The organism is Bacteroides acidifaciens, assembly GCF_024623065.1.
Classification (GTDB): domain Bacteria; phylum Bacteroidota; class Bacteroidia; order Bacteroidales; family Bacteroidaceae; genus Bacteroides; species Bacteroides acidifaciens.
This window is the reverse complement of sequence record NZ_JANJZR010000039.1, coordinates 13,083-39,541: the sequence shown is the minus strand read 5'-3', so window position 1 is coordinate 39,541 and position 26,459 is coordinate 13,083. Positions and strand designations below refer to the sequence as shown.

The following is a 26,459-nucleotide window of genomic DNA, read 5'->3' as shown; positions in this document are numbered from 1 at the left end:
GCAGCTTAAAGAAAATGAACCGAGTTGTATAGTAATGAATAAAAAAGAAGGTGTATCGTGCATTACGACACACCTCCAATTCATTGGAATCGCAGCATCTTTACTGCTTGTTCTGTCCATCGGTCTATATCAGATGAAAAAAATACCCAAACTAGAATCGCAAGAAATTGAAACCCAAATATCTTTGGCCGATGTCATTGACCAACCGGAAACGAGCATAATCACATACTCGGAAAACAAGTCACGTCCCATTATCCTGTCTACCCAAAAAGGAAAAAAAACAACTATCCATACTCAAATCCTTGACTATACACAGACTTCACACACGCGTGCTACAGAATTACTCACGCTCACTACCCCACGCGGTAAAAGTATCCAAGTAATACTCAATGATAGCACAGAAGTATGGTTGAACGCCGAAAGCCGTTTAAGCTACCCCTCGCAGTTTACCGATTCTACACGTACCGTACATTTGGAAGGTGAAGCTTATTTCAAAGTGGCCTCCAACGCCAAATGTCCCTTCATCGTAAAACATCATGCCAACACAACGCGCGCATTGGGAACCGAGTTTAACATCCGTTCTTACACCAATGAAAAAAAACATGTTACTTTAATCAAAGGGAAAGTACTTCTGACAGATACGCTATCGCTTCAAAAAGAAGTTCTTCTGCCCGGTCAGGACGCTGAATATGACTCCGACTCCGGAATGACAATAAAAAAAGTGAACCCTTATGAATTTACAGCCTGGAAAGAAGATCTGTTTTATTTCGAACAGACCGACTTGCTCAGCCTCATGAAAGTTTTAGGACGATGGTACAACACTACAATCGTTTTTAAAGACGAAGACATCAAACAATATCGATTCACTTTCTGGGCCAAACGTTCGGACAACTTAAAAACGACCTTATCGATGCTCAACCAAATGGGAACTGTACTGATCCGCATAAACTCGCAGGAAAACACTGTTTTGGTGAGCAAACGATAAGAATCTTCTTAAAGAAAGTTCAAGAAGTATACAAAGTTGCGGAATGAAGATAAAAATGCGATTTTAAAACAAAAAGCACCTAAAAAGCAACTTTTCTTTTTCTTGTTGTCACCCATCATCCTTGATTTTACGATATAAATATAGAATATTAAAGATTTTCTATAATACGTTAAATCAATAAAAGTTATGAAAAAGATAAAGTTCGCTTTGATGTTCATACTGCTATTGTGTACACTACAGCAGATATGGGCACAGGATAAGAAAATCTCCTTCGATTTTCAGAATGAACCCATGCCCTCTGCCCTAAGGAAGATAGCGCAGACCTACAATCAGAAAATCAGTTTTAGTCACGAGGACATATCGCTCTACAAAGCGAACGCTTCCGTGCATGCGAAGGATGTACAAGACGCCTTGCGGCAGACTCTCGTAGGCACTCCTCTGCTTTTCAAAGAAAAAGGTGAATTCATAACCGTATTCCTGGATCCTACGTCAACCGAAGCCATCAAGAGGAAAAACCTTTGTGTCATTACTGGAAGTGTGCACGATGAACTGGGTGATCCCCTGCCTGGTGCAACGGTGACCATCACACACGAGTCACAGCAATGGGGAGGTTCGACCGATATAGATGGAAACTTCACCGTTTACGCTCCCCGTCCCATCATTGAAAAAGAAAAATGCTTCATCCAAGCAAGTTTTATCGGATTCAAGAAAGAACGTTTGGCTATAAATCCCCAAAAGCTGAACATCAAGTTATTGCTGCAAACTTCATCCAACGAAATCAACGAAGTGGTAATCACCGGATACGGTAACATAGATGCACGCAGAAATACGAGTGCTATCACATCATTGAAGATGGACGACATCTTGATGCCAGGTATGACCTCGATCGAGCAAGCACTCGAAGGACGAGTTCCCGACATGATATTTATGGCAAACTCGGGCGAAGTAGGTGCTACCGCCCGTATGCGTATCCGCGGAACATCAACTTTAGTGGGTAACCGCGAACCGCTGTGGGTATTAGATGGAATTCCTCTTACGGATCCGGTAGACGTAACTACAGAACAGCTTAACGACCCCGACTACATCAACTATATCGGTAATGCTATCTCAGGAATCAACCCACAGGACATTGAACGTATTGATGTCTTGAAAGATGCAGCCGCCACCGCCTTGTATGGTACGAGAGCAGCCAACGGGGTCATTGTCATTACTACTAAAAAAGGACATATCGGAGCACCTAGCATCAATTATTCGGGAGAGTTGAAGATCATCGCACGTCCTCGCTACACCGACCATAACATCAACCTGATGAACTCGCAAGAACGCGTACAGTTCGGTAAGGATCTGTGCGACCTTCACTATGCATTTCCTGCCCAAATGAGCATGGTGGGTTACGAAGGTGCCTACTATGATTATATCAAAGGAAATACCACCTTCGACGAATTTCAAAACCAAGTTCGCTGGTTTGAGAATGTCAATACCGACTGGTTCAAAATTCTGGCACATGATGCGTTGACCCACAATCACACCTTAAGCGTATCGGGCGGTAACAGAAGCACACGATACTACGCCTCTCTGGGATACACCAGCGAAGACGCCGTAGTACGCACCCAATACAACGACCGCTACACAGGAACGTTAAATTTGCAAAGCACCATCAACAAGTCGTTCCAAGTTAACTTCCGTATGAACGGAAACATCGCGAAAAAGAACTACCTGCCCAGCGAAATTGATGCTTTAGGATATGCCTACAACACCACTCGTGCGCTGCCTTGCTACAACCCAGACGGTTCACTCTACTATTACAAGCGTCATGCCTACAACATAGAGCGGAAGGAAGACTCCTCCTATAAATACAATTACAACATCATCAACGAAATGAACAATATGTCGCAAACGTACGATTCCAACCAGCTCATTACAGCACTGGACCTGCAATACCGATACGAACATATTTTGGATGCAACCATGACTATGTCCTATCAACGTAGCGCAAGTACCACGGAGACATGGTATGGCGAAAAGACAAACTACGTAGCACATCTGAAGAACGGAGAATTAGAAGACACTCCCCTGAAAGGCGACGACGGTAAGTGCGCCTTACCATACGGAGGAGTCTTGAATACAAGCAACAATATCACCGATAACATCACATTCCGCGCACAAGCTAACTATCACCAAGGAGTGGGAGCCAACCAAAAACATCTGTTGGGTGCCAACTTGGGATACGAAGTCAGTACATACAAAAATAAAGGCTTCACTGACCAGACACGCGGATACTTTAAAGAAAGAGGTATGAAATATCTTGAAGAAATGACGTTGGAAGAAATACTTCAATACCCCGACTACGCCCAATGGACTATACAGCCCCATCGTACCGTACAGTCAACCAAAACAAACAAAATAAGCGGATACCTTACGATGACATATAGTTATGACAACTATTTCACTGTCAACATGAACGGACGTTTCGACGCCTCTAACAAATTCGGAAGTCGCAGCAACAAAAAGTTCCTTCCGATTTGGTCTGTTTCAGGAATGTTCAATATCAAAGAGACCTTATGCAAGAATTTTGAAGCAGCCGATGAAATGCGTCTCCGCTTTTCATATGGTAAAACAGGTAATATGGTAGACGGCCAAACACCGAACCTGCTTCTCCGACAAGGAAGTATGAACTACTATTTCGGTGAAAATTATGCAAAGGTTTATGCATACCCCAATCCCAACCTGCGCTGGGAACAAACCGATGAGTATAACTTGGGATTCGACCTGTCATTTTTCCAAAACCGCTTGACGATAGGTTCCGACTTCTATTACAAAAAGACCAAAGACGCATTTACCACCGTGCCTGTGTCTACTGTCAACGGTCTGTCCGAATATGTCATGAATGGTGGAGACATCACCAACAAGGGATTCAGTATTTACCTCTCCGGTTATCCCATTCGCAATGAGGAGTGGCAGTGGTATCTGTCGACAAACTATTCTCTGTATAAAAACACAGTAAACAACGATGTTATCAACAATTATAAAATAGACGACTATCTGAACGGGACGGCCATCGTGGGCGGCGAATCCATCGGTACATTCTATTCATACGAGTTCCTCGGATTGAATCCCACCAATGGTGTGCCGATGTTCGACGACTATAACGACCGCCGCCACCTATTGGAAAACAAGAGCCTGGAAGATATCGTAAAAACAGTGCTTGTAAAGAGCGGAACACGCGAACCGAAATTCAACGGCTCACTGTATAGCACGCTGACGTGGAAGCAACTTTCGCTCAGTACTAACTTTACCTACAACTTAGGAAACAAAATTCGCAAGTTCGCCCTTTATTCGGACATCGTAAAGGGAGTCTCATCTGAAAACAACGTACGCAAAGAGTTCGTCAACAGATGGCGTGTCCCTGGCGATGAGCACAAAACGGTCTATCCGTCACTGATCAGTCCGTCCGATCCCCAATATTCCAACTACATCAACCATTACAGTGCGCAAGGGGGAAATTTCTCGAACATCCCCAAGTATGCCGACAATCTTTGGAGCATGTACGACTACTCTAATATTCGGGTGGTATCAGGCAGTTATTTCAGACTTTCATCACTCTCATTACGCTACCGCTTTACACCGAAGATGTTGCAGAAGACCCCGTTCAAGACGGCTAGCATCAACTTCTCTACCAACAATGTATTCACCATCTGTTCGAAAGAACTTGACGGACAAGACCCAAGCCAAAGTGGATTCTCTACCACAACCGCTCTTTCCATACGTCCGTCATACACTATGGGAGTACAAGTATCATTCTAATCATCAAAAAAGAAGAACAATCATGAAATTGAAACAAAAAGCAGCAAATATCATAAAAGCTTGTCTGTTGACGGCTACTTTCTGCGGATGCAGCGATTTTCTCAGCGAGTATTCGCAAGACATGGTAATCCCCAAACACGTTCAGCAACTAGACGAACTCCTGATTGGAGACGTATATATGCAGAGTTACAAAATGGAATATGGCATGAGCAACCAGTCGTGTCAGTTTTTCAACTTGCTGGATGACGATATCAACACCGTAGGGACGAGCCTTATAGGCAAAGTAGGTCACCCCTATTATAACTATGCCATCAATTCAATGTATGGATACTATGCATGGCAACAAGACGTACGATACAACTATCAGGCCAAAAACTATAGTAACGACAACGCTACATGGAACGATATGTATCGCCGAATCAGCATCGTCAACATCATCTTGGACGAAATAGAGCAGTTGCCTCACAAAACAGATCAAGACTATGCCGACTACCTGCGTGTGAAAGGAGAAGCCTTCTTCCTTCGCGGACAGTTCTATTTTGTCCTTGCCAATCTGTATGGAGATGCATACAACCCGTCAACCTGCGCCTCCAAGCTGTGTGTGCCCTTGAAACTCAGTGCCCACGTGGAATACGACAAGGACGCCGATCAGCAATTTAAGCGAGAGAGCGTGAAACGCATTTATGAACAAATCGTTTCTGACCTGAAAGAGTCTGCCCGCCTATTGACGGAAAGCCCGCAGAAAAGCCATCACCTACTGCATCGTGCCAGTTGGGAGGCTGCTTCGCTACTGCTGAGCCGTGTCTATCTTTTTATGCAAGACTGGCCGAATGCAGAAATTGAAGCCGAAAAGGTGATGAATAGTCGACTTTTCTCCTTAGCACCGACTTCCAACTTCAGTAATGAGACACCCTTTTTGACCACTACTAATCCTGAGATCATCTTCTCGCAAGGTTCCAATCCGCTCTGTTGCCGCTCCGATTGGTCGGTGACAGGACAATACGGTGACTATTGCGTGACAAACGAACTCTATTCCATGTTCGACGACAACGACGTGCGTAAAACAACTTTCTTTGCGAAAAGACGAAATACTGTGGAGCCTCAAAACGATAGTATCGGACTCTACAAGAAATATGAAAGGGGAATAGAGTACAGCCATATATCGGATGCCCTCATGTTGCGTATGGCCGAGGCGTATCTGAATTACGCGGAAGCCTGTGCCATGCAACCCACCAAGGCAGACAAAGCCAATTCAACACTGAACACATTACGTTCTCAACGTATTACACCGTATGCGCCCCAGACATACAGTGGTGAACAATTGGTGCAAGAAATACGCAATGAACGTCGGAAAGAGCTCTGCTTCGAAGGAAAACGCTGGTTCGACCTGCGCAGGTATGCCGTATGCGTGCAGTATCCTTATTCACGCAACATCATTCATGCGTATTCAGTCTACAACGATAACTTCTCTTTCGCTACAACCGAATACTACCTGCTTCCGGCAGGAGATCCGGCGTACACCTTCAGTCTCCCACGGAAAGTGATAGAATTTGATAAGGTACCCATGCCCGACAATCCGCGCAATAAACGGGAACCACTTGAATATGAAGACAAAAAAACTGAACAAGAATAAAGTATCATTATATTAAATGACAAAAAAATATGAAACACGTTATTATTTTATTAATCACCCTTGTTTGTGTGACATCTTGCTCGAAGGAAGATGCGATAGACAAACAGACCGTTTTGGAAAACGTGTACACTATTGAGGATGACCCCAATGACCCCGTACAGCATAAACGGTATCAGATATATCAAACTTACCAAGTACCTGTATACTTCAACGACACCATCAGTGTCAAGGAAATCGGTACAGACTGGTACGGAAATCCGGTAAAACGATATGAAACGCTCGACCTGAATTGGGGGTTCGACTCATATACCACTTCCATAAAGTATAAGTATGATTACCTTCAAACTGAAGAAGACAAACTGAATGCATTGAATTTTGCCGAACAGTATCTTGAAATGTGCAGCAAATCAATGCGCCCCTTCAGTATCATGCTTGCCAATAACCTGACATCCACATCAACCTCGCTGAATATACCGGACAATTATTACGTGGGGTTACGCACACTTGTTTTGTTCGATATTGCAAATATCACTGCCCCCGACGAAATCCAAAGCACCTCACAAACCATCATAGGTGATATGCTTATACAGAAAATATCCAGAAACAAAACAATAGTAGATCAATTTGGTGCGGTATCCCAAGAACTGCAAGCGTATTATAAGATTTGGACAATAGATCTTGAATGTACAAATGTTGCAGATTGTGATAAAAAATACCAAAATATAACTGTAAACAACTTGTACGAGGAAGCTCCTTATGTACTAATTTACAACAAGTGGGACAAGAAGGAATACACATTCATGGAATACGTCGAGAAGTACAATCTGGCAACTAAGGAAGAAGCAGATGCCGACCGTAAACTATACCTGCAAGACATCGGCCGTTATGGTTTCATTCGAGGATGGAGTAACGGTGGTGTGCTATCCCCTATGAATATAAATGAAGACCTGCAATATTTTGTTTTGGCCATTGTGGCTTTGGGTAAAGAGGGATTCACTGAACGATACGGAGTCTCTCCGCTCGTCATGACGAAATTCAACATACTCTACGACTATATCACCATCGATCTGAATGTAGAACTCTAAAAAGAAGTAAAACGATGAAGAAATTACTATTTATATTGTTATCATGTACCCTGTCCGGCATAGCTATGTCATGTAGCGACAACGATGAACAGTTTGTCCTAAGGTTCGATAGTAGCTTAGTCAGTCCTGCCGAAGACTTTACAGATCCGCGCGACCAAAAGGTATATCCGTGTGTCCGGATTGGCAACCAAATATGGATGACCCGAAATCTGTGTTATCAAGTACCGTGCAACTCATTCAAAGGATGCTTCACTTGGAATGAAGCACATCCGAATCTGGAGAGAATTAAAGTCGAACCTGAAGTGACAACTACCGACGAACAGTTTATTACAATTGTTACAGAGGTTGCTAACGATCCGCAACAAGATGGATGGTCGGGCGCAGGTGAATTATTTGTCCAATATATCCCTGTGTTTATAACTTATTATGGTATGGGACAAAGCGATATTATCAGCATGTTGAAGACCGGTGCTCTCGGAGTGAACGCGGAAGTAGAGCCTCTTTTTGCCTTAGCGATCGAAAGAAAAGTAGAAGACTTCAAAGCAACTGAAGAAGAAAGAATAAAGAACACATTCGAATTCCAATTTGAGTATGGCCAACAACTCTTCCAAGAAACAGAAGAAGAAAACGACCATTACTCGGAAAAATACGGAATGCTTTACTCCTATGACGCGGCCTTGGCGGCTGTGCCCGAAGGTTGGCGACTGCCTAGCGACGAAGACTGGCTGAAGTTGGAAATGACATTAGGTATGAATCCGAGCGAGGCAGAACAATTTGACACCTGGCGAGGAAGAGGAATGGCCACACTGATGAATGAAAACGGAGAGAGCGGGCTCAATCTGCAAAGAGGAGGAGCCAATGTATACGTTGAATTCAACGAAGAGAAATATCTCAACAAAGGAGAAAACGGATATTATTGGTCGTCAACCAAATATCAAGAGAACGACTCTACTGAGGTAGCTGTATTTCGTATGTCGGCATTATACTCCGACAAGATATGGAGAGGCAGCAGCCGGATTAATACAGGAATGCGCGACGTGTTGTACAGTGTGCGGTGCGTGAAAGACGTTCAATAAGGAAGCATCTTCATTTCTAATTATCAACAGATTAAATTTTAAATATCAATAGATTAAAAAGAATCACTCATGAAACTGAATTGTAGAAATGTTTTAATGGCCCTCATCCTTTTGGTGATATGCCCTTTCAACAACAGCCATGCACAACAAGCCGAAAGCGTATATGGCGATGCCGTCAAGGCGGAAGTTAAGATGAACTATGTATACACCATGGAGGAAGCCTTCAAAAAAGCACGCGAGTTGAACAAGCCTATATTCTTCAACTGCTTTGCCGACTGGGCGATGCCTTGCCATCTGATGAACAAAGCGGTATTTTCCGACCGTGAGTTCTGTGACTATATGGACAAACACTTCGTTAACCTATTTATTGATGTCACACAGGGGGAGAACACGGACATTGCCAAGAAATACGATATACAGTATTTCGCCCATTTTCTGATTCTCGACTCCGATGGAAACGTGCTTCTCCGCATCGTAGGAGGCAGAGAGAAGGAAGACATGAAAGCGGCCGTGTCACTGGCTCTAAATCCAAAGACCACGCTGCCGGGCGCCGAACAAATCTACCAAAGCGGAAAACGGGGAAAGAAAGAGACGCGCAACTACCTCACCGTACTCAATTTGGCCAACGAGAACAAAAAATTCATGGAAATCAATAAGGAATACATCCGCATGCTGAAACCGAAGGAGTATCTCCGTAAGGAAAACTGGGTAACTTTCAGCTCTACCATCAGCAACAAAGAGAGTGAGAATTTTAACTATTTGATTGCCCACAAAGAAAAATTTGTCAAAGCCAACGGAGCGAAGAAAGTCAATTCACTCATCGAAAGCCTATACTATTGGGACATCATGAACTATGCAATGGGAAAAACTCCCTACGATAAAATGAAAGTAATCGAACTGAATAATGAAATTCAGAAAGCAGGTCTTTCGGATACATGCAACGTTTGCCGAGTTTATCCCATCATCCATCTGCGTGGAGAACGGAAATATGATGAAATGCTGGATTACCTTACCAAAAATGCCAGCCAATTAGGAGTAAGCAAATTGTATATCGACACGTCGCTGGAATTACCTGACATGTCGGGCGAAACCAGAGGAAAGATAATCAACTATCTGAACGCCTGCATAGAAGCACAGAAAGATGACTCGGGAGTAGTGAAGCAATTGAAAGCATTCATCTACAAATTAGAGCATCCTAATGGAATCATCTTCGAGAAAGGAAACCTTGCAGAAGCAATGGCGAAGGCCAAGAAAGAGGGTAAACTCCTGTTTGTCGACTGCTACACCATTTGGTGCGGACCATGCAAGAGAATGTCCAATCAGGTGTTCGTACAAGAAGCCGTTGGGGCTGTCTATAACAAGCAATTCATCAACGTGAAATTGGATATGGAACAAAAAGACGGCATAGAGCTTAACAAAAAACATCCGGTGACCTCTTATCCCACCTTACTGTTCATGGATGGCGACGGAAACATCGTCAAAAAAATCATAGGCGCACAAAATGCTGACAATTTATTGAAGATTGCTTCAGAAGTGATTAAACAGTAATGCATGTCGTATATGACAAAACATAGAAAACACTAAAGAACTTTGGTTATGAAGAGTTTCCTGATAGCATTTATAGGAGAGCTGGCATTATTTGCCCAGCTCTCTCTCTTTGCACAATATCGTGTGACGGTACCTTATGTGAAAGAAAATGGGAAAATAACAATCAACGCAGAGGTGAATGGGCATCAAGGCCGTTTTCTCGTTGATACGGGTGCGCCGTGTTCTCTTACCTATTCTTTTATGCAACGTGCCGGGATTGTTCCTTTCGACTCAGTACAGGTGCAAGATTCTAACGGCCATTTACTGACTACCCGTGTGGCAGAATTGGAATCGCTGAAATTGGACGGATTTACTTTCAGCTGCCTGCAAGCCATCTGTCTCGAAAAAGACAATATAGTAGAAAACTTTAAGATAGATGGTATTATAGGATATAATCTCATGAAGATGGGAATCGTCAAGCTGGACGGAAGCAATCACACCTTTACCCTAACCAGTTCGGAGAAGGGATTGGGGATAGATTCTCTTTGCGGCATTCCTTTGGTGAAAGACCCTTATCTTGTACGCATCCCTGTACGCTTTGCCGACAATAAACAAGACACTGTCATGTTCGACAGCGGTGCGTCTTCGTTCTATGCCATGTCGGCCACAAGCCACCGGCGTCTGAGCGAAAAACACTCTAAATCGTTTGAGCAACTGGGAAAAGGTGTGGGAATACTGTCGTTGGGAGTATCCGGAGTCGAGAAGGCTTCCACGAAATATCGCCTGAAGATACCTCACTTCTCAATAGGAAATCATTCTTTTCGAAATGTCACTACCATTACTACTCATGCGATGGATTCCCGAATCGGTTCCGAATTGTTAAATCATGGCAACATCGTTATCAATTACCGCAAAGGGGTATTCTATTACATACCATCGGTTTCGGGTGAGACACCAGACATGTATCAGAAAGAATGGGATGCAGTCATTACCGTCATAGATAATTATCTGACTGTAGGAATGGTATGGAATCCCGAGGAATCCCCTCTGAAAGGAGGTGAGCAGATTGTAGAGATTGAAGGAAAGAAGTATGACAAAGTAGATTTATACAAGGCAACGACCACCAATCTAGTACAATTGCCTGAGAAAGAAGCATACATTAAATATATCGACAAAGAAACGGGAGAAATAAAATCCACCGTCATCAGGCGAAAATGAAACAATAAGACATTATCAATTAGTCTGTATCGTCTGGCAAAATGGTCAGAGAAACATCCATATAAAGTTCTAAAGGAAGTATCTTGCGCCTTACTTGTTTATAAAGCAAGTAAGGCGCAAGATTAATCACAGACACAAACTATCCTTTTCTACATTTCAAGTACTGGAATCTGTTGTATCAAGCACTGGGGAGTACTGTATCAGATATTTGTAACTACCGTCCGTCCAACTCCTGTTTAATTGCCAGAAGTTCGTCTTTTATCGCCTTCAACCGATTCACAATCTCATAATTACGAATCGTAGCTTCCTTATTATCTTTCAGACGCTGGCGGGCACCGGTGAGAGTCATTCCCTTTTCTTTCACCAGATGGTAAATCAGTCCGATGGTCTCTACGTCTTCTTTGCGATATTGGCGGATTCCTCTTCCCGCTGTCTTAGGAGAGATTTGCGGAAACTCCTTTTCCCAAAAACGGAGCAGGGATTGATTGACACCGAACATATCGGCCACCTCACCGATGGAGTAATATAGTTTCAGTTCTTTATCTGTATTAAGCATAACATTTCTAAGTTTTCGGAGGGGAGACTAATCGAATACCTTACCGTGGTTGGCAGCCAACTGAATCATCCTTTCGTAATCTTCGGCACTCAAATCCATGAAATAGTAATTGACGGGATTCACCACCTTGCCTTTGACGTGCACTTCATAATGCAAGTGCGGCCCGGTACTCTTTCCGGTGCTGCCCACCTTTCCTATCACTTCGCCGCGCACCACTTTCTTTCCGACTTTCGTATCGAACGCCTGCAAGTGTGCATAACGGGTCATGTATCCGAATCCGTGGTCTATCTCTACGGTGTTGCCATAGCCGGTCTCCCATCCGGCTTTCACTACCGTTCCGTTGCCAGTGGCATAAATATCCGTCCCCGGATGGGCGGAGAAGTCCATTCCCGAATGGAATTTCGTCGTACCGTAAATAGGGTCGATGCGCGTTCCGTAGCCGGAAGCCGTCTGCCGCAAGTCTTTATTCGAAATAGGCTGGATGGCAGGAATGCATTTCAGCATCTCATCGTGGTTCTTACACATATCCACCACATCATCGAAAGACTTTGACTGTATGTAGAGACGTTTGGAAAGCACATCCAATTTCTGAGTCGTATTCACCACTAATTTAGAGTTTGCCAAGTCCATCAGCTCTTCGTAACGGTTCGTGCCACCATAACCCGCCTGGCGGATAGCCGGCGAAACGGGATCGGCCTGAAAAATCACCCGGTAAAGGTTATCATCGCGCTGCTGAAGGTCCTGAAGCACTCCCATCGCATCGTCGAGCCGGTGGGAAAGTACGTTATATTGTGCCAAAAGGCGGCTGTTTTCTATTCGCAACTCTTTCTCTGATGGAGAACCGAAAATAAAGAGTAGCAGGATGAAACACCCCGCTCCCAACCCCATACCATAGAAAACCCGGCGCAAATAACTGAACGCACGTTGCCGTATGGTAGGGTAAATTCGATCATAAGTCTGAGTCTGTGGATTATATATGTAATATACTTTGCGCATCTTTTTGGAAATATTTCGCTTGTTAACATTCTCATTTCAACCACCACAAAAATACATCTTCTAGTCATAACAACCAATTATTTAAGAAAAGAAAGCAACTAAAATAAAACATTTATCCTATCTACACATTCCATTGCGACATTCTTTCCAGACTAAGTTACTAAAATTTTCTGACATGGCAAAGTTGGGATTTGTGAAAGCCGGAGCTTTTTTTATGCTGCAAAGCATTTTATGAATCGGGAGAGAGCAACCTCTCTAAAAGAGAAGAACCGTAACAGCATAGATGTATATCAAACTGACGTTACTTTTATAGAGTACATACAAATAATATTAAACGCAAAACTGTTTTTCTTTGTTCTTTCATTTTTTTTATATACATTTACACCAAGATCTTAACGCAGGTTGTACAACCATTTATAATCAACAAAAAATTTAAAAGCTATGAAAGCAATGAAGTATTTGTTATTTGAGCTACCATTATTTTTTGATATGAAATGAGCAGTCTACAAAGAATGAAATTATTGGCAATCATACCAAGACTACAAAATTGTACAACTGTCCAGCAATTGAATGATTTGATGAGACAGGTGGCTCTTACTTGTAGGACCGAATTTCAATTTGTAGAAACATACGTAGACGGATTGGATTGAAATTAATTAATCAAAAACTACAATGAAACAACTTTCCAAACAAATATAGACTATTATGAAATTCAGTAGAAATTTGATATTACTATTGGGCTGCCTGCTGACAACCGCTACGCTGTCCGCACAAACCATAGACTCGGAAAGCAACGTCCCGTCATACAAGCGTGTATATGTATTCAATGCAGGAATAGGATTCGGGATGCCGGATATGTGTGGAGGCGGTATCAGCTCGTGGGATGTACCCAAAGATGAAGACAGAGCCGGATTTACCTCTTCCCTGCAACTGATGACCTTCTCTCCCCGCAGCGCCTTCGGATACGGAGCATACTACTATCATTATCGGGGTAAGAAGCAAAAGTATGAAAATATGGACGAAGCATCATCCTTCCATTACGTAGCACCCCAAGTCTCCTTCCTCAAACGGCAGACGGCCTTCGAAAAAGGAGTGGGCTACATTAACGCCGGAGTGGGCTACGTCCGTCACCAGGCCAAAGGAACCCTGATGCCACAAGCAGAGCCGTCACAAACGGACTATCGGACGAGAGTTTCCGGCATCGGTTGCAACATCGGTCTGGCTTACGAATACATCTTCGACTCGAACATAGCCCTCAGACTCTCCGTAGATGGCATATACGCCCGGTTGAAAGGACTCCATCAAGGAAACAGCTATGTCGACCGGTCGCCCGTACGTCCGAAAGAAAACATACACCTGTTTGTTCCGTCCTTGGAGCTGGGATTGTCCTATTATCTCTTCCATCGGTGAGTATTAATGAGTATTAAACTGATTAGGAAACCGAGTGCCAACATCAGATATCGCCTCTCGGTTTCCGTCCCATCTGCCTGACACATCTTTAATTATAAGTTTGGTCACTTCAAATAAAGCATTTGTAGAGACGGTAACTTCCTTAAGTTTTTATTTCAATCCTTTTTAAACAAGCTTTTCCCATCGCGTCCATCTGTAGCTGTCAGAAGAGGTATTAACAGTTGCGTTCCTGGCTATTAATGAAAAACTTACTGCCCATTAAGTGTAAACTTCCTTCCGATAGGGAGGAAACTTTCTTTTCACTCGATGCAAACTATAAACGCAAGCTTTGATTGTATAATTGCAAGTTGCATTTATATAATCAAAGCCTTTGTTTTTATAATCAAAGCTTGCAATTATAGATTACAATTAATAAAAAACAAGTTTACATACTGATAATAAGAAGTTTACTATTAATGGAAAAGAAGTTTTCTATTAATGAACCAGAAGTGGATTATTAATGAATGAGAAATGGATTATTAATGAATGAGAAATAAAAATAGTCATTCGCTCCTCTTTGTTACCGACAAGTATCATTAAAACCGGTTATTACATTTGGTTATTAATGAGATACTTCAGAAGATACATCCGTATTGCCCCCTCGCACAATATATTGAAACAAACTTTTGCCATATCGCAAAAACAAGCTATCTTTGCACAGTTTTTTGAGAATATTAACCTCAACAATAGATATATAGAAGAATATGTTGACTGCAAAAGAGATCAGAGATTCATTCAAGAATTTCTTCGAGTCGAAAGGACACCACATCGTTCCGTCGGCTCCCATGGTGATAAAAGACGACCCTACCCTGATGTTTACCAACGCGGGTATGAACCAGTTTAAAGATATTATTTTGGGCAATCACCCGGCAAAATACCAAAGAGTCGCGGACTCTCAGAAATGTTTGCGCGTAAGCGGAAAGCATAATGACCTGGAAGAAGTAGGACACGATACGTACCACCACACCATGTTCGAAATGCTTGGTAACTGGTCGTTCGGCGATTACTTCAAGAAAGAAGCCATCAGCTGGGCGTGGGAATATCTGGTAGAAGTCTTGAAACTGAATCCGGAACATCTCTATGCAACCGTATTTGAAGGAAGTCCTGAAGAAGGATTGGGTCGTGACGACGAAGCTGCTTCCTATTGGGAACAGTTCCTGCCGAAAGATCACATCATCAACGGCAACAAACACGACAACTTCTGGGAAATGGGTGATACAGGACCTTGCGGACCTTGCTCCGAAATCCATATCGACCTCCGTCCGGCAGAAGAACGTGCCAAAATCTCCGGCCGCGACCTCGTCAACCACGACCATCCGCAGGTAATTGAAATCTGGAACCTCGTGTTCATGCAATACAACCGCAAAGCAGACGGCAGTCTTGAGCCGCTTCCTGCCAAAGTTATTGATACCGGTATGGGATTCGAACGCTTGTGCATGGCATTGCAAGGCAAAACATCCAACTATGACACAGACGTATTCCAGCCAATGCTGAAAGCCATTGCAGCGATGTCGGGTACAGAATATGGAAAAGACAAGCAGCAAGATATCGCTATGCGTGTGATTGCCGACCATATCCGTACCATTGCATTCTCAATCACAGATGGCCAGTTGCCTTCCAATGCAAAGGCAGGTTACGTGATCCGTCGTATCCTTCGCCGTGCTGTTCGTTACGGATATACTTTCCTCGGACAGAAACAGGCATTTATGTATAAGTTGCTTCCTGTATTGATTGATAACATGGGAGAAGCTTATCCTGAGCTGATTGCACAAAAGGCACTGATTGAAAAAGTAATCAAGGAAGAAGAAGAATCGTTCCTGCGCACATTGGAGACAGGTATCCGCCTGCTCGACAAGACCATGGAAGATACGAAAGCGGCAGGAAAAACAGAAATCAGCGGTAAAGATGCCTTTACCTTATATGATACATTCGGCTTCCCGCTTGACCTGACCGAACTGATTCTCCGTGAAAACGGAATGACCGTCAACATCGAAGAGTTCGACGGAGAAATGCAGCAGCAGAAACAGCGTGCCCGCAACGCCGCCGCCATCGAAACAGGTGACTGGATTGTACTGAAAGAAGGGACTACTGAATTTGTTGGTTACGATTACACTGAATACGAGGCTTCTATCCTTCGTTACCGTCAGATCAGACAAAAGAACCAGACATTGTATCAGATTGTACTCGACTATACTCCGTTCTATGCAGAAAGTGGTGGTCAGGTAGGTGATACAGGTGTATTGGTAAGCGAATTTGAGACGATTGAAGTGGTAGACACTAAGAAAGAAAACAACCTTCCGATACATATTACCAAAAAGTTGCCCGAACATCCGGAAGCTCCGATGATGGCATGTGTGGATACCGACAAACGTGCGGCCTGTGCAGCCAACCACTCGGCTACTCACCTGCTCGACGCTGCCCTGCGCGAAGTGTTGGGCGAGCACGTCGAACAGAAAGGTTCATTGGTGACTCCGGATTCGTTGCGTTTCGACTTCTCGCACTTCCAGAAAGTGACCGATGAAGAAATCCGTAAAGTAGAACATATCGTCAATGCAAGAATCCGCGCTAATATCCCATTGCAAGAATATCGCAATATTCCTATTGAGGAAGCTAAGGAATTGGGAGCCATCGCCCTCTTCGGCGAAAAATACGGCGATAAGGTACGCGTCATCCAATTCGGTTCTTCCATCGAATTCTGTGGTGGTACGCACGTAGCCGCAACAGGAAACATCGGTATGGTGAAAATAATGTCGGAAAGTTCCGTAGCTGCCGGTGTACGCCGTATCGAGGCCTTTACCGGAGCGCGTGTAGAGGAGTTGTTGGATACCATACAGGATACCCTCAGCGATTTGAAGGCACTCTTCAACAATGCTCCCGACTTGGGTATCGCTATCCGCAAATATATTGACGAAAACGCGGGACTGAAGAAGCAAGTGGAAGAATTCATGAAAGAAAAGGAAGTTGCCCTGAAGGAACGGTTGCTGAAGAACGTACAGGAAGTCAACGGTGTCAAAATCATCAAATTCTGCGCTCCGCTACCGGCAGAAGTAGTGAAGAACATCGCTTTCCAACTTCGCGGCGAGATTACGGAGAACCTGTTCTTCGTAGCCGGAAGCATAGACAACGGCAAACCGATGCTGACAGTTATGCTTAGCGATAATTTGGTTGCAGGTGGCCTAAAAGCCGGTAACCTGGTGAAAGAAGCTGCCAAACTGATTCAAGGCGGTGGCGGCGGTCAGCCCCACTTCGCAACTGCCGGTGGCAAGAATACCGACGGATTGAATGCGGCAGTCGAAAAGGTACTGGAACTCGCAGGAATCTAAGAATAAGATAAAAAAAGGAGCTGTTTTTCTCAACAGTTCCTTTTTTTCAGGCACGGATTCCGCCACCAAGGAACACACCGTCCGCCACTGGGAAAGGACATGTCCGGCACCGGGAAACAAAAACACAACAGCGTCTCATCTCCCTCATAAAAAAATATTAAGCCCATACAGTAGGCTTGTTACAGTTTTTTTCTACCTTTGCAAACATATTAATTATTTTTCTTATCCTTCAAATAAATAAAATAAGTAATCACTAATACCTGAAAAATGATGAGAACATTTACTTATCTATGCCTGCTGTTAACCAGCATGCTCATTTCTTGTACCCCTGCGCAAGAAAAACACGAAACAGATTACACGTCTTATGTAAACCCATTTATCGGAACCGACTTTACCGGAAACACCTACCCAGGTGCGCAAGCCCCTTTCGGTATGGTGCAACTCAGCCCCGATAACGGACTCCCCGGATGGGACCGCATCTCAGGCTATTTCTATCCGGACAGCACAATCGCCGGATTCAGCCACACGCACCTCTCCGGCACTGGAGCAGGCGACTTGTATGATATCTCTTTCATGCCTGTCACCCTTCCCTACAAAGAAGCAGAAGCACCGCTTGGTATCCACTCTACATTCTCCCACAAGGATGAAAGTGCTCATGCCGGTTATTATCAAGTACGCCTGACAGATTACAACATCAACGTCGAACTGACTGCCACCGAGCGTTGTGGCATCCAGCGTTACACCTTTCCCGAAGCCCAATCCGCCATCTTCCTGAACTTGAAGAAAGCCATGAACTGGGATTTCACCAACGATGCGCATATCGAAGTCGTAGACTCCGTCACCATCCAAGGCTACCGCTTTTCCGACGGATGGGCACGCGACCAGCACATCTACTTCCGCACCCGCTTCTCCCGTCCTTTTGAGAAAATGGAGTTGGACACAACAGCCATCATCAAGGAAAACAAGCGCATCGGCACAGCCGTCATCGCCCGTTTCGACTTCAACACCAAGGAAGGCGAACAGATTCTCGTAAACACAGCTATTTCCGGCACAAGCATGGAAGGCGCAGCCAAAAACCTGCAAGCCGAAGTACCCGAAAACGACTTCGACAAATACCTCACCAAAACGAAAGCAAACTGGAACCGGCAACTCGGAAAGATTGAAATAAAAGGCGACAACGAGGACGACAAAGTCAATTTCTACACCGCCCTCTATCATTCGATGATTGCCCCCACCATTTACAACGACGTAGACGGAGCCTACTACGGCCCCGACAAAAAGATACACCAATCCGACGGCTGGGTGAATTACAGTACCTTCTCCCTTTGGGATACCTACCGTGCCGCCCATCCGCTCTTCACCTATACCGAACCGGAACGTGTCAACGACATGGTGAAATCCTTTATCGCCTTCTACGAACAGAACGGACGACTGCCCGTGTGGAACTTCTACGGAAGCGAGACGGACATGATGATTGGCTACCACGCCGTCCCTGTCATCGTAGACGCCTATCTGAAAGGCATCGGCGACTTCGACGCGGAAAAAGCATTGAACGCCTGTGTAGCAACCGCCAACCTCGACAACTACCGCGGCATCGGACTCTACAAGGAACTGGGATACATCCCCTACAACGTGACAGACCACTACAACGCCGAAAACTGGTCGCTATCCAAGACACTGGAATATGCCTTCGATGATTATTGCATCGCCGAAATGGCTAAGAAGATGGGCAAGCAGGACATCGCCGAGACGTTCTACAAACGTTCGCAGAACTACAAGAACGTCTACAACCCCGCCACCTCTTTCATGCAGCCACGTGACGACAAGGGAGCCTTTATCAAAGACTTCAAAGCCGACGACTACACCCCGCACATCTGCGAAAGCAACGGATGGCAATATTTCTGGTCGGTACAACACGACGTTGACGGACTGATAGACCTTGCAGGCGGCAAAAACAGATTTGCCGAAAAACTGGACAGTATGTTCACCTACCATCCGGCAGCAGATGCCGAACTTCCGCTTTTCAGCACGGGAATGATAGGCCAGTACGCGCACGGCAACGAACCGAGCCACCACGTCATCTACCTCTTCAACTCGGTAGGATGCAGTGACCAAACCCAATACTACGTATCCAAAGTCATGAACGAGCTTTACAAAAACGAGCCTGCCGGACTTTGCGGCAACGAAGACTGCGGACAAATGTCAGCCTGGTACGTATTCAGCGCAATGGGATTCTATCCCGTAAATCCCGTCGGTGGAAAGTACGAAATAGGCACTCCCCTATTCCCCGAAATGCGGTTGCATTTAGTAAACGGCAAGACCTTCAGCGTGCTTGCCCCCAACGTAAGCAAGAAGAACATCTATATCCAATCCGTCAGAGTAGACGGACAGCCTTACGACAAGACATACCTTACTCATGAGCAAATCATGAGTGGATCCACCGTCGAGTTTGAAATGGGCGATACTCCCAAAGAAATCAACATTTTTTCAGAAAAGTGTCCGTTAAAATAAACCGAACCAAACTATTGAGAAAATGAATGAAAACTTCGATGTAATCTATCAGACGTTATTCCGCAGATACTATCCCAGCCTCATCTTCTATGCCACCCGCCTGGTGGGCGAGGAAGATGCGGAAGATGTGGTACAGGATGTGTTTGTGGAACTATGGAGACGAAAAAACAGCATAGAAATAGGCGACCAGATTCAAGCCTTTCTCTATCGTGCCGTCTATACCCGTGCCCTCAACGTTCTGAAACACCGGAACGTGGAAGACGGTTACTGTGCCGCCATGGAAGAAATCAACCAGAGGCGTGCAGAGTTCTATCAGCCGGACAACAACGAAGTGATTCAGCAGATTGAAGACAGGGAGCTTCGCAAAGAAATCTATGACGCGATTAACGAACTGCCGGACAAATGCAAGGAAGTTTTCAAACTCAGCTATCTTCACGACATGAAAAACAAGGAGATAGCCGACGCTCTCGGAGTTTCGCTCCGCACGGTAGAAGCGCATATGTACAAGGCTTTAAAGTACTTGCGCAGCCGCCTCAATCCGCTTTGGATAATTCTTCTCTTTTTTTTATGGCAAGATTGGTAAGTGTTTTTGTGTTCTGAATTGTATTATTAATATGAAGGAAAAGAAAATGAGTAATCTGAGTGAAGATATAATCAACAAATATCTGACAGGACAATGCTCTGAAGAGGAACTCGTCGAAGTAAATGCTTGGATGAAAGAATCGGAAGAAAATGCCCGTCAGTTATTCCGCATGGAAGAGATTTATCATTTGGGTAAATTCAACCAATATGCCGACAGGAAACAGATGGCACGTGCGGAAAAACAGCTCTACAAGAAGCTGGACGAAGAAAAAAGAAAACAGAACAAAATACTGCGCATGCATCGCTGGATGAAATACGCAGCAATGATTGCTGTAATATTGGTCATTGGTGGCGGGAGCGGATATTGGCTTTATCAAAACGGAAACAACCAACATATGATGGTCGCAGTTGCCAATGAAGGTATCGTGAAAGAAATCATTTTACCGGATGGAACCAAAGTCTGGCTGAACAATTCGGCAACTTTAAAGTATCCCCGCGAATTTTCCGAGAAAGCACGTAATGTTTATTTGGATGGAGAAGCTTACTTCGAGGTAACCAAAAACCGGCATAAGCCATTCACCGTACAAAGTGATGCAATGCGAGTACGTGTACTAGGAACGACATTCAATTTCAAATGTGATAAGAATTACCGAATAGCAGAAGCAACATTGATTGAAGGTGAAATTGAAGTAAAAGGTAACAAGGAAGAAGGACAAATCATCCTCGCCCCCGGACAGCGTGCGGAACTGAACAAGAACAACGGACGGCTGACCGTGAAGCAAGTCGACGCCAAGATGGATGCCGTATGGCACGACAACCTGATTCCATTCCAGAAAGCGGATATCTTCACAATCAGTAAGGCTTTGGAACGTTTCTATGACATAAAGATTATTCTGTCTCCGGACATGAGGGCAGACAAAACCTATTCTGGTGTGCTGAAAAAGAAATCAACCATCGAATCCGTATTGAAATCATTGCAAAACTCCATATCTATCGATTATAAAATCGTAGGCAACAACATCTTTATCTCTCCTAAATAGAGAGATAAAGAATAAATGTGATAAAACTTAAAAGCCATTAATACCATGAATTTAAAAACATTCCTAATAGTAGGATGTTTAGGAGGTTTATTCACACTTAACTCCTGCACAGCCCCCACTAATGTAAAAGATTACAGTTCTTATGTCAACCCCTTCATCGGGACAGGCGGACATGGACACACTTTCCCCGGAGCAGTAGTTCCACACGGCATGATTCAACCCAGTCCGGACACACGGATTGACGGTTGGGATGCCTGTTCGGGATATTATCATACAGACTCCACCATCAATGGTTTTTCTCATACACACGTCAGCGGCACAGGTTGTTGCGACTACGGGGATGTGCTGCTCATGCCTACTGTCGGCAAACAACAATATCTAACTACCGATCCCCAAAGCCAGACACTAGTCTATGCCTCTTCTTTCTCTCACGAAAATGAGGTGGCAGAACCGGGATATTATTCTGTTTTTCTGGATACCTATCAGGTAAAAGCCGAAATATCAGCAACAAAACGCGGTGCTATCCATCGTTATACTTTCCCTGAAAGTTCCGAATCCGGCTTTATCATTGATTTAGATTACAGCCTGCAACGACAGACCAACTCGGCTATGGAAATCGAAGTAATCAGTGACACGGAAATCTGCGGACATAAGAAAACTACTTATTGGGCGTTCGACCAGTACATTAACTTCTACGCCAAGTTCTCCAAACCGTTCTCTTACACGCTCGTCACCGATTCTGTCACTATGGACAACGGCAAGCGGCTTCCTATCTGCAAAGCACTGTTGCATTTCGACACGAAGAAGAACGAACAAGTACTTGTGAAAGTAGGTGTTTCCGCTGTCGACATAGCGGGGGCACGCAAGAATGTGGAATCCGAAATCCCCGCATGGGATTTCGATAAGGTACGCAAAGACGCACGTGCCGCTTGGAATCAATACTTGTCAAAAATCGACATCACCACTTCCGACGAGGACGACAAGACCATCTTCTATTCCGCCCTGTATCATACGGCCATCAGCCCGAACCTGTTTACCGATGCAGACGGACGCTATCTCGGCATGGATCTCGAAGTACATCAGGGAGACACCATCAATCCTCTGTATACTGTCTTCTCCCTGTGGGATACGTTCCGCGCGCTGCACCCACTGATGACTATCATCGACCCCGACTTGAACAACCAGTTTATCAACTCTCTGATAAAGAAACACCAAGAAGGCGGAATATACCCGATGTGGGATTTGGCTTCCAACTATACCGGTACCATGATTGGTTATCATGCTGTCCCCGTCATAGTGGATGCTTATATGAAAGGGTACCGTAATTTCGACGCCAAAGAAGCCTACAAAGCCTGTCTGCGTGCAGCCGAATATGATACCACCAGCATCAAATGCCCGGACTTGGTACTGCCGCATCTCATGCCGAAAGCAAAATATTATAAGAATGCCATTGGCTATATTCCCTGCGACCGTGAAAATGAATCTGTAGCCAAAGCGCTGGAGTATGCGTATGATGACTGGTGCATTTCTATTTTTGCAGAAGCAATGAATGATTTTGAGTCCAAAGCCAAATATGAGCGTTTTGCCAAAGCCTACGAATTCTATTTCGATAAATCAACCCGCTTCATGCGCGGTCTTGACTCGAAAGGTGAATGGCGCACCCCGTTCAATCCGCGTGCATCGACTCATCGCAATGATGATTATTGTGAAGGAACAGCGTGGCAATGGACTTGGTTTGTACCTCACGATGTAGAAGGACTGGTCAACCTGATGGGTGGCGAGGAGGCCTTTGTTCAAAAACTCGACTCACTGTTTACGGCTGATTCATCACTTGAAGGTGAAACAACATCGTCAGATATCAGCGGACTGATCGGTCAGTATGCACATGGCAACGAGCCGAGTCATCACGTGATTCATCTGTACAACTACGTGAATCGTCCGTGGAGAACGCAGGAATTAGTGGACAGTGTCTACCGGAGCCAGTATGCCAACAACGTTGACGGATTATCCGGCAATGAAGACTGCGGACAGATGTCGGCATGGTACATACTCAACTCGATGGGATTCTATCAGGTATGCCCGGGCAAACCGGTGTATTCTATCGGACGTCCGGCTTTCGACAAAGCTGTAATCAATCTCCCCGATGAAAAGACATTCAGCATCGTGGTGAAGAACAACTCTAAAAGCAACAAATACATCGAAAGCGTATCAATGAACGGCAAACCTCTGGACACGCCATTCTTCGGACATCAGGACATTGTAGCGGGCGGAATCATGGAGATCAAAATGACTGACCATCCTACACAATGGGGAAGTAACAACTCTTCTCAATAATCATATAAAAGCCATTACTTATCATGAAAAGACTCTTATTAATAGCCTGTGTACTTAGTTGTACGCTATTGTCCCAAGCCAAAGATTGGACGCAGTATGTCAATCCGCTGATGGGTTCCCAATCTACTTTTGAGTTATCAACAGGTAATACCTATCCCGCCATTGCCCGTCCCTGGGGTATGAACTTCTGGACTCCACAGACAGGCAAAATGGGAGACGGATGGCAATATACCTATACCGCCAACAAAATCCGCGGGTTCAAACAAACACACCAGCCCAGTCCGTGGATCAACGATTATGGTCAGTTCTCGATAATGCCGATAGTAGGTCAACCGGTGTTTGACGAGGAGAAGCGTGCAAGCTGGTTTTCACATAAAGGGGAAGTGGCAACTCCTTACTACTACAAAGTATACCTGGCAGAACACGATATTGTCACCGAAATGGCACCGACGGAACGTGCCGTGCTTTTCCGTTTCACATTCCCGGAGAACGAGCATTCTTATGTAGTCGTAGATGCCTTCGACAAAGGTTCTTACATCAAGATTCTTCCGGAAGAGAATAAAATAATCGGTTATACCACACGCAACAGCGGAGGTGTTCCCGAAAACTTCAAGAACTACTTTATCATCGAGTTCGACAAGCCTTTCACCTATAAAGCTACGGTAGAAAACGGAAATCTTCAAGAGAACGTAGCAGAACAGACGACCCATCATGCCGGAGCGATCATCGGATTCAAAACCCGCAAAGGGGAGCAGGTAAATGCACGCATCGCCTCTTCTTTCATCAGCTTCGAGCAGGCTGCCGCCAATATGAACGAACTGGGCAAAGATAATATAGAACAACTCGCCAAAAAAGGAAAAGATGCCTGGAATCAGGTGCTGGGGAAAATAGAAGTAGAAGGCGGCAATCTGGATCAATACCGTACATTCTACTCTTGCCTGTATCGTTCATTGCTTTTCCCGCGCAAGTTCTATGAACTGGATGCAAACGGCCAGCCCATCCATTACAGTCCGTATAACGGACAGGTACTTCCGGGATATATGTTTACCGATACCGGTTTCTGGGATACGTTCCGCTGCCTCTTCCCGCTATTGAATCTGATGTACCCGTCGGTTAACAAGGAGATGCAGGAAGGGCTGATCAATACGTATAAAGAAAGCGGTTTCTTCCCCGAATGGGCAAGCCCCGGACACAGAGGTTGCATGGTTGGCAACAATTCTGCCTCTATCTTAGTAGATGCCTACATGAAAGGGGTAAAAGTAGACGACGTGAAGACTTTGTATGAGGGTTTGCTTCATGGCACAGAGAATGTGCATCCGGAGGTTTCTTCTACAGGGCGTCTGGGACACGAATTCTACAACAAATTGGGCTATATTCCTTACGATGTGAAAATGAACGAGAACGCCGCCCGCACGCTGGAATATGCATACAACGATTGGTGTATCTACCGGCTGGCAAAAGAGCTGAAACGTCCGAAGAAAGAAATCAGCCTATTTGCCAAACGTGCCATGAATTACAAGAATCTTTTCGACAAGGAATCCAAACTGATGCGCGGGCGCAACGAAGACGGTACATTCCAGTCTCCTTTCTCACCGCTGAAATGGGGGGACGCTTTCACGGAAGGAAATAGCTGGCACTACACTTGGTCTGTATTCCACGACCCTCAAGGACTTATCGACCTGATGGGCGGAAAAGAGATGTTTATCACAATGATGGACTCCGTATTTGCCGTACCGCCTGTCTTTGACGACAGCTATTACGGACAGGTAATTCACGAAATTCGTGAAATGACTGTCATGAACATGGGAAACTATGCACATGGCAACCAGCCTATCCAGCACATGATTTACTTGTATGACTATGTCGGTCAGCCTTGGAAAGCCCAATACTGGCTGCGTCAGGTAATGGACAGAATGTACACGCCCGGACCGGACGGTTACTGCGGAGACGAAGACAACGGACAAACTTCTGCCTGGTATGTATTCTCTGCATTGGGATTCTACCCTGTCTGCCCGGGAACGGACGAATATGTGATGGGAGCTCCTCTGTTCAAAAAGGCTACTCTTCACTTCGAGAACGGCAATAGTCTTGTTATCGACGCACCGAATAACAGCAAGGAGAATTTCTATATTGATTCCATGAACTTCAATGGTGCAGGCCATACCAAGAATTATCTCCGTCACGAAGACTTATTCAAAGGTGGCACTATCAAGGTAGATATGAGCAGCCAACCGAATAAGAACAGAGGAACGAAAGAAGAGGATATGCCTTATTCTTTCTCTAAAGAGTAATAATCCTTTCTCTATAAATACATAGTTAAAACATTGCCGGAATCCATCT

The 26,459-nt window shown here is 44.7% G+C and carries 16 protein-coding genes; 14 read left to right on the top strand and 2 right to left on the bottom strand.

The window, feature by feature from the left end; translation table 11 throughout:
* From NSB03_RS12375 to NSB03_RS12345, 7 genes are all read left to right on the top strand, one after another.
* On the top strand, positions 1 to 985 hold a 985-nt coding region (locus tag NSB03_RS12375), incomplete at its 5' end, for a FecR family protein (RefSeq protein ID WP_257466418.1).
* A 186-nt stretch (positions 986 to 1,171) separates the two neighbouring features.
* On the top strand, positions 1,172 to 4,789 hold the full coding sequence (locus NSB03_RS12370) for a SusC/RagA family TonB-linked outer membrane protein (RefSeq protein ID WP_024987406.1): 3,618 nt from the start codon (positions 1,172 to 1,174) through the stop codon (positions 4,787 to 4,789).
* 22 nt (positions 4,790 to 4,811) lie between these two features.
* Positions 4,812 to 6,422, top strand: coding sequence for a RagB/SusD family nutrient uptake outer membrane protein (locus tag NSB03_RS12365; protein WP_024987405.1), 1,611 nt, complete (start codon positions 4,812 to 4,814; stop codon positions 6,420 to 6,422).
* A 29-nt stretch (positions 6,423 to 6,451) separates the two neighbouring features.
* Positions 6,452 to 7,507, top strand: a complete 1,056-nt coding sequence (locus NSB03_RS12360) for a hypothetical protein (protein WP_128824342.1) — start codon at positions 6,452 to 6,454, stop codon at positions 7,505 to 7,507.
* A 14-nt stretch (positions 7,508 to 7,521) separates the two neighbouring features.
* Positions 7,522 to 8,583 carry an FISUMP domain-containing protein gene (locus tag NSB03_RS12355; RefSeq protein WP_121765153.1) on the top strand — a complete coding sequence of 354 codons (1,062 nt, stop codon included), beginning with the start codon at positions 7,522 to 7,524 and terminating at the stop codon, positions 8,581 to 8,583.
* Positions 8,584 to 8,652: 69 nt separating this feature from the next.
* Positions 8,653 to 10,131 (top strand): thioredoxin family protein, encoded by a 1,479-nt coding sequence (locus NSB03_RS12350; RefSeq protein ID WP_136013706.1) that lies wholly within the window; start codon positions 8,653 to 8,655, stop codon positions 10,129 to 10,131.
* Between the two features lie 48 nt (positions 10,132 to 10,179).
* On the top strand, positions 10,180 to 11,328 hold the full coding sequence (locus tag NSB03_RS12345; RefSeq protein ID WP_024987401.1) for a retropepsin-like aspartic protease: 1,149 nt from the start codon (positions 10,180 to 10,182) through the stop codon (positions 11,326 to 11,328).
* A 214-nt stretch (positions 11,329 to 11,542) separates the two neighbouring features.
* On the opposite strand, the gene NSB03_RS12340 is transcribed toward NSB03_RS12345, so the two are convergent.
* Both NSB03_RS12340 and NSB03_RS12335 read right to left on the bottom strand, forming a co-directional pair.
* Entirely contained in the window at positions 11,543 to 11,884 is a 342-nt protein-coding gene (locus tag NSB03_RS12340) for a MerR family transcriptional regulator (protein WP_024987400.1), read from the bottom strand.
* Positions 11,885 to 11,911: 27 nt separating this feature from the next.
* On the bottom strand, positions 11,912 to 12,880 hold the full coding sequence (locus NSB03_RS12335) for a M23 family metallopeptidase (protein ID WP_024987399.1): 969 nt from the start codon (positions 12,878 to 12,880) through the stop codon (positions 11,912 to 11,914).
* Positions 12,881 to 13,585: 705 nt separating this feature from the next.
* Here NSB03_RS12335 and NSB03_RS12330 point away from each other — a divergent pair.
* The 7 genes from NSB03_RS12330 to NSB03_RS12300 all read left to right on the top strand — a co-directional run bounded on the left by NSB03_RS12330 (position 13,586) and on the right by NSB03_RS12300 (position 26,410).
* Positions 13,586 to 14,290, top strand: a complete 705-nt coding sequence (locus tag NSB03_RS12330) for a hypothetical protein (RefSeq protein ID WP_024987398.1) — start codon at positions 13,586 to 13,588, stop codon at positions 14,288 to 14,290.
* 743 nt (positions 14,291 to 15,033) lie between these two features.
* Positions 15,034 to 17,652, top strand: coding sequence for an alanine--tRNA ligase (gene alaS, locus NSB03_RS12325; protein WP_024987397.1), 2,619 nt, complete (start codon positions 15,034 to 15,036; stop codon positions 17,650 to 17,652).
* 270 nt (positions 17,653 to 17,922) lie between these two features.
* The gene (locus tag NSB03_RS12320; protein WP_242357653.1) at positions 17,923 to 20,163 is read left to right on the top strand and encodes a GH92 family glycosyl hydrolase; all 2,241 of its coding nucleotides are present in this window, start codon (positions 17,923 to 17,925) and stop codon (positions 20,161 to 20,163) included.
* Positions 20,164 to 20,185: 22 nt separating this feature from the next.
* Positions 20,186 to 20,746, top strand: a complete 561-nt coding sequence (locus NSB03_RS12315; protein ID WP_024987396.1) for an RNA polymerase sigma-70 factor — start codon at positions 20,186 to 20,188, stop codon at positions 20,744 to 20,746.
* A gap of 31 nt (positions 20,747 to 20,777) precedes the next feature.
* Positions 20,778 to 21,785, top strand: coding sequence for a FecR family protein (locus NSB03_RS12310; RefSeq protein ID WP_024987395.1), 1,008 nt, complete (start codon positions 20,778 to 20,780; stop codon positions 21,783 to 21,785).
* 45 nt (positions 21,786 to 21,830) lie between these two features.
* Entirely contained in the window at positions 21,831 to 24,119 is a 2,289-nt protein-coding gene (locus NSB03_RS12305; RefSeq protein WP_257466417.1) for a GH92 family glycosyl hydrolase, read from the top strand.
* A 23-nt stretch (positions 24,120 to 24,142) separates the two neighbouring features.
* A complete protein-coding gene (locus tag NSB03_RS12300) occupies positions 24,143 to 26,410 on the top strand; it encodes a GH92 family glycosyl hydrolase (protein WP_024987394.1) in 2,268 nt (755 codons plus the stop codon).
* Positions 26,411 to 26,459 lie beyond the last annotated feature (49 nt).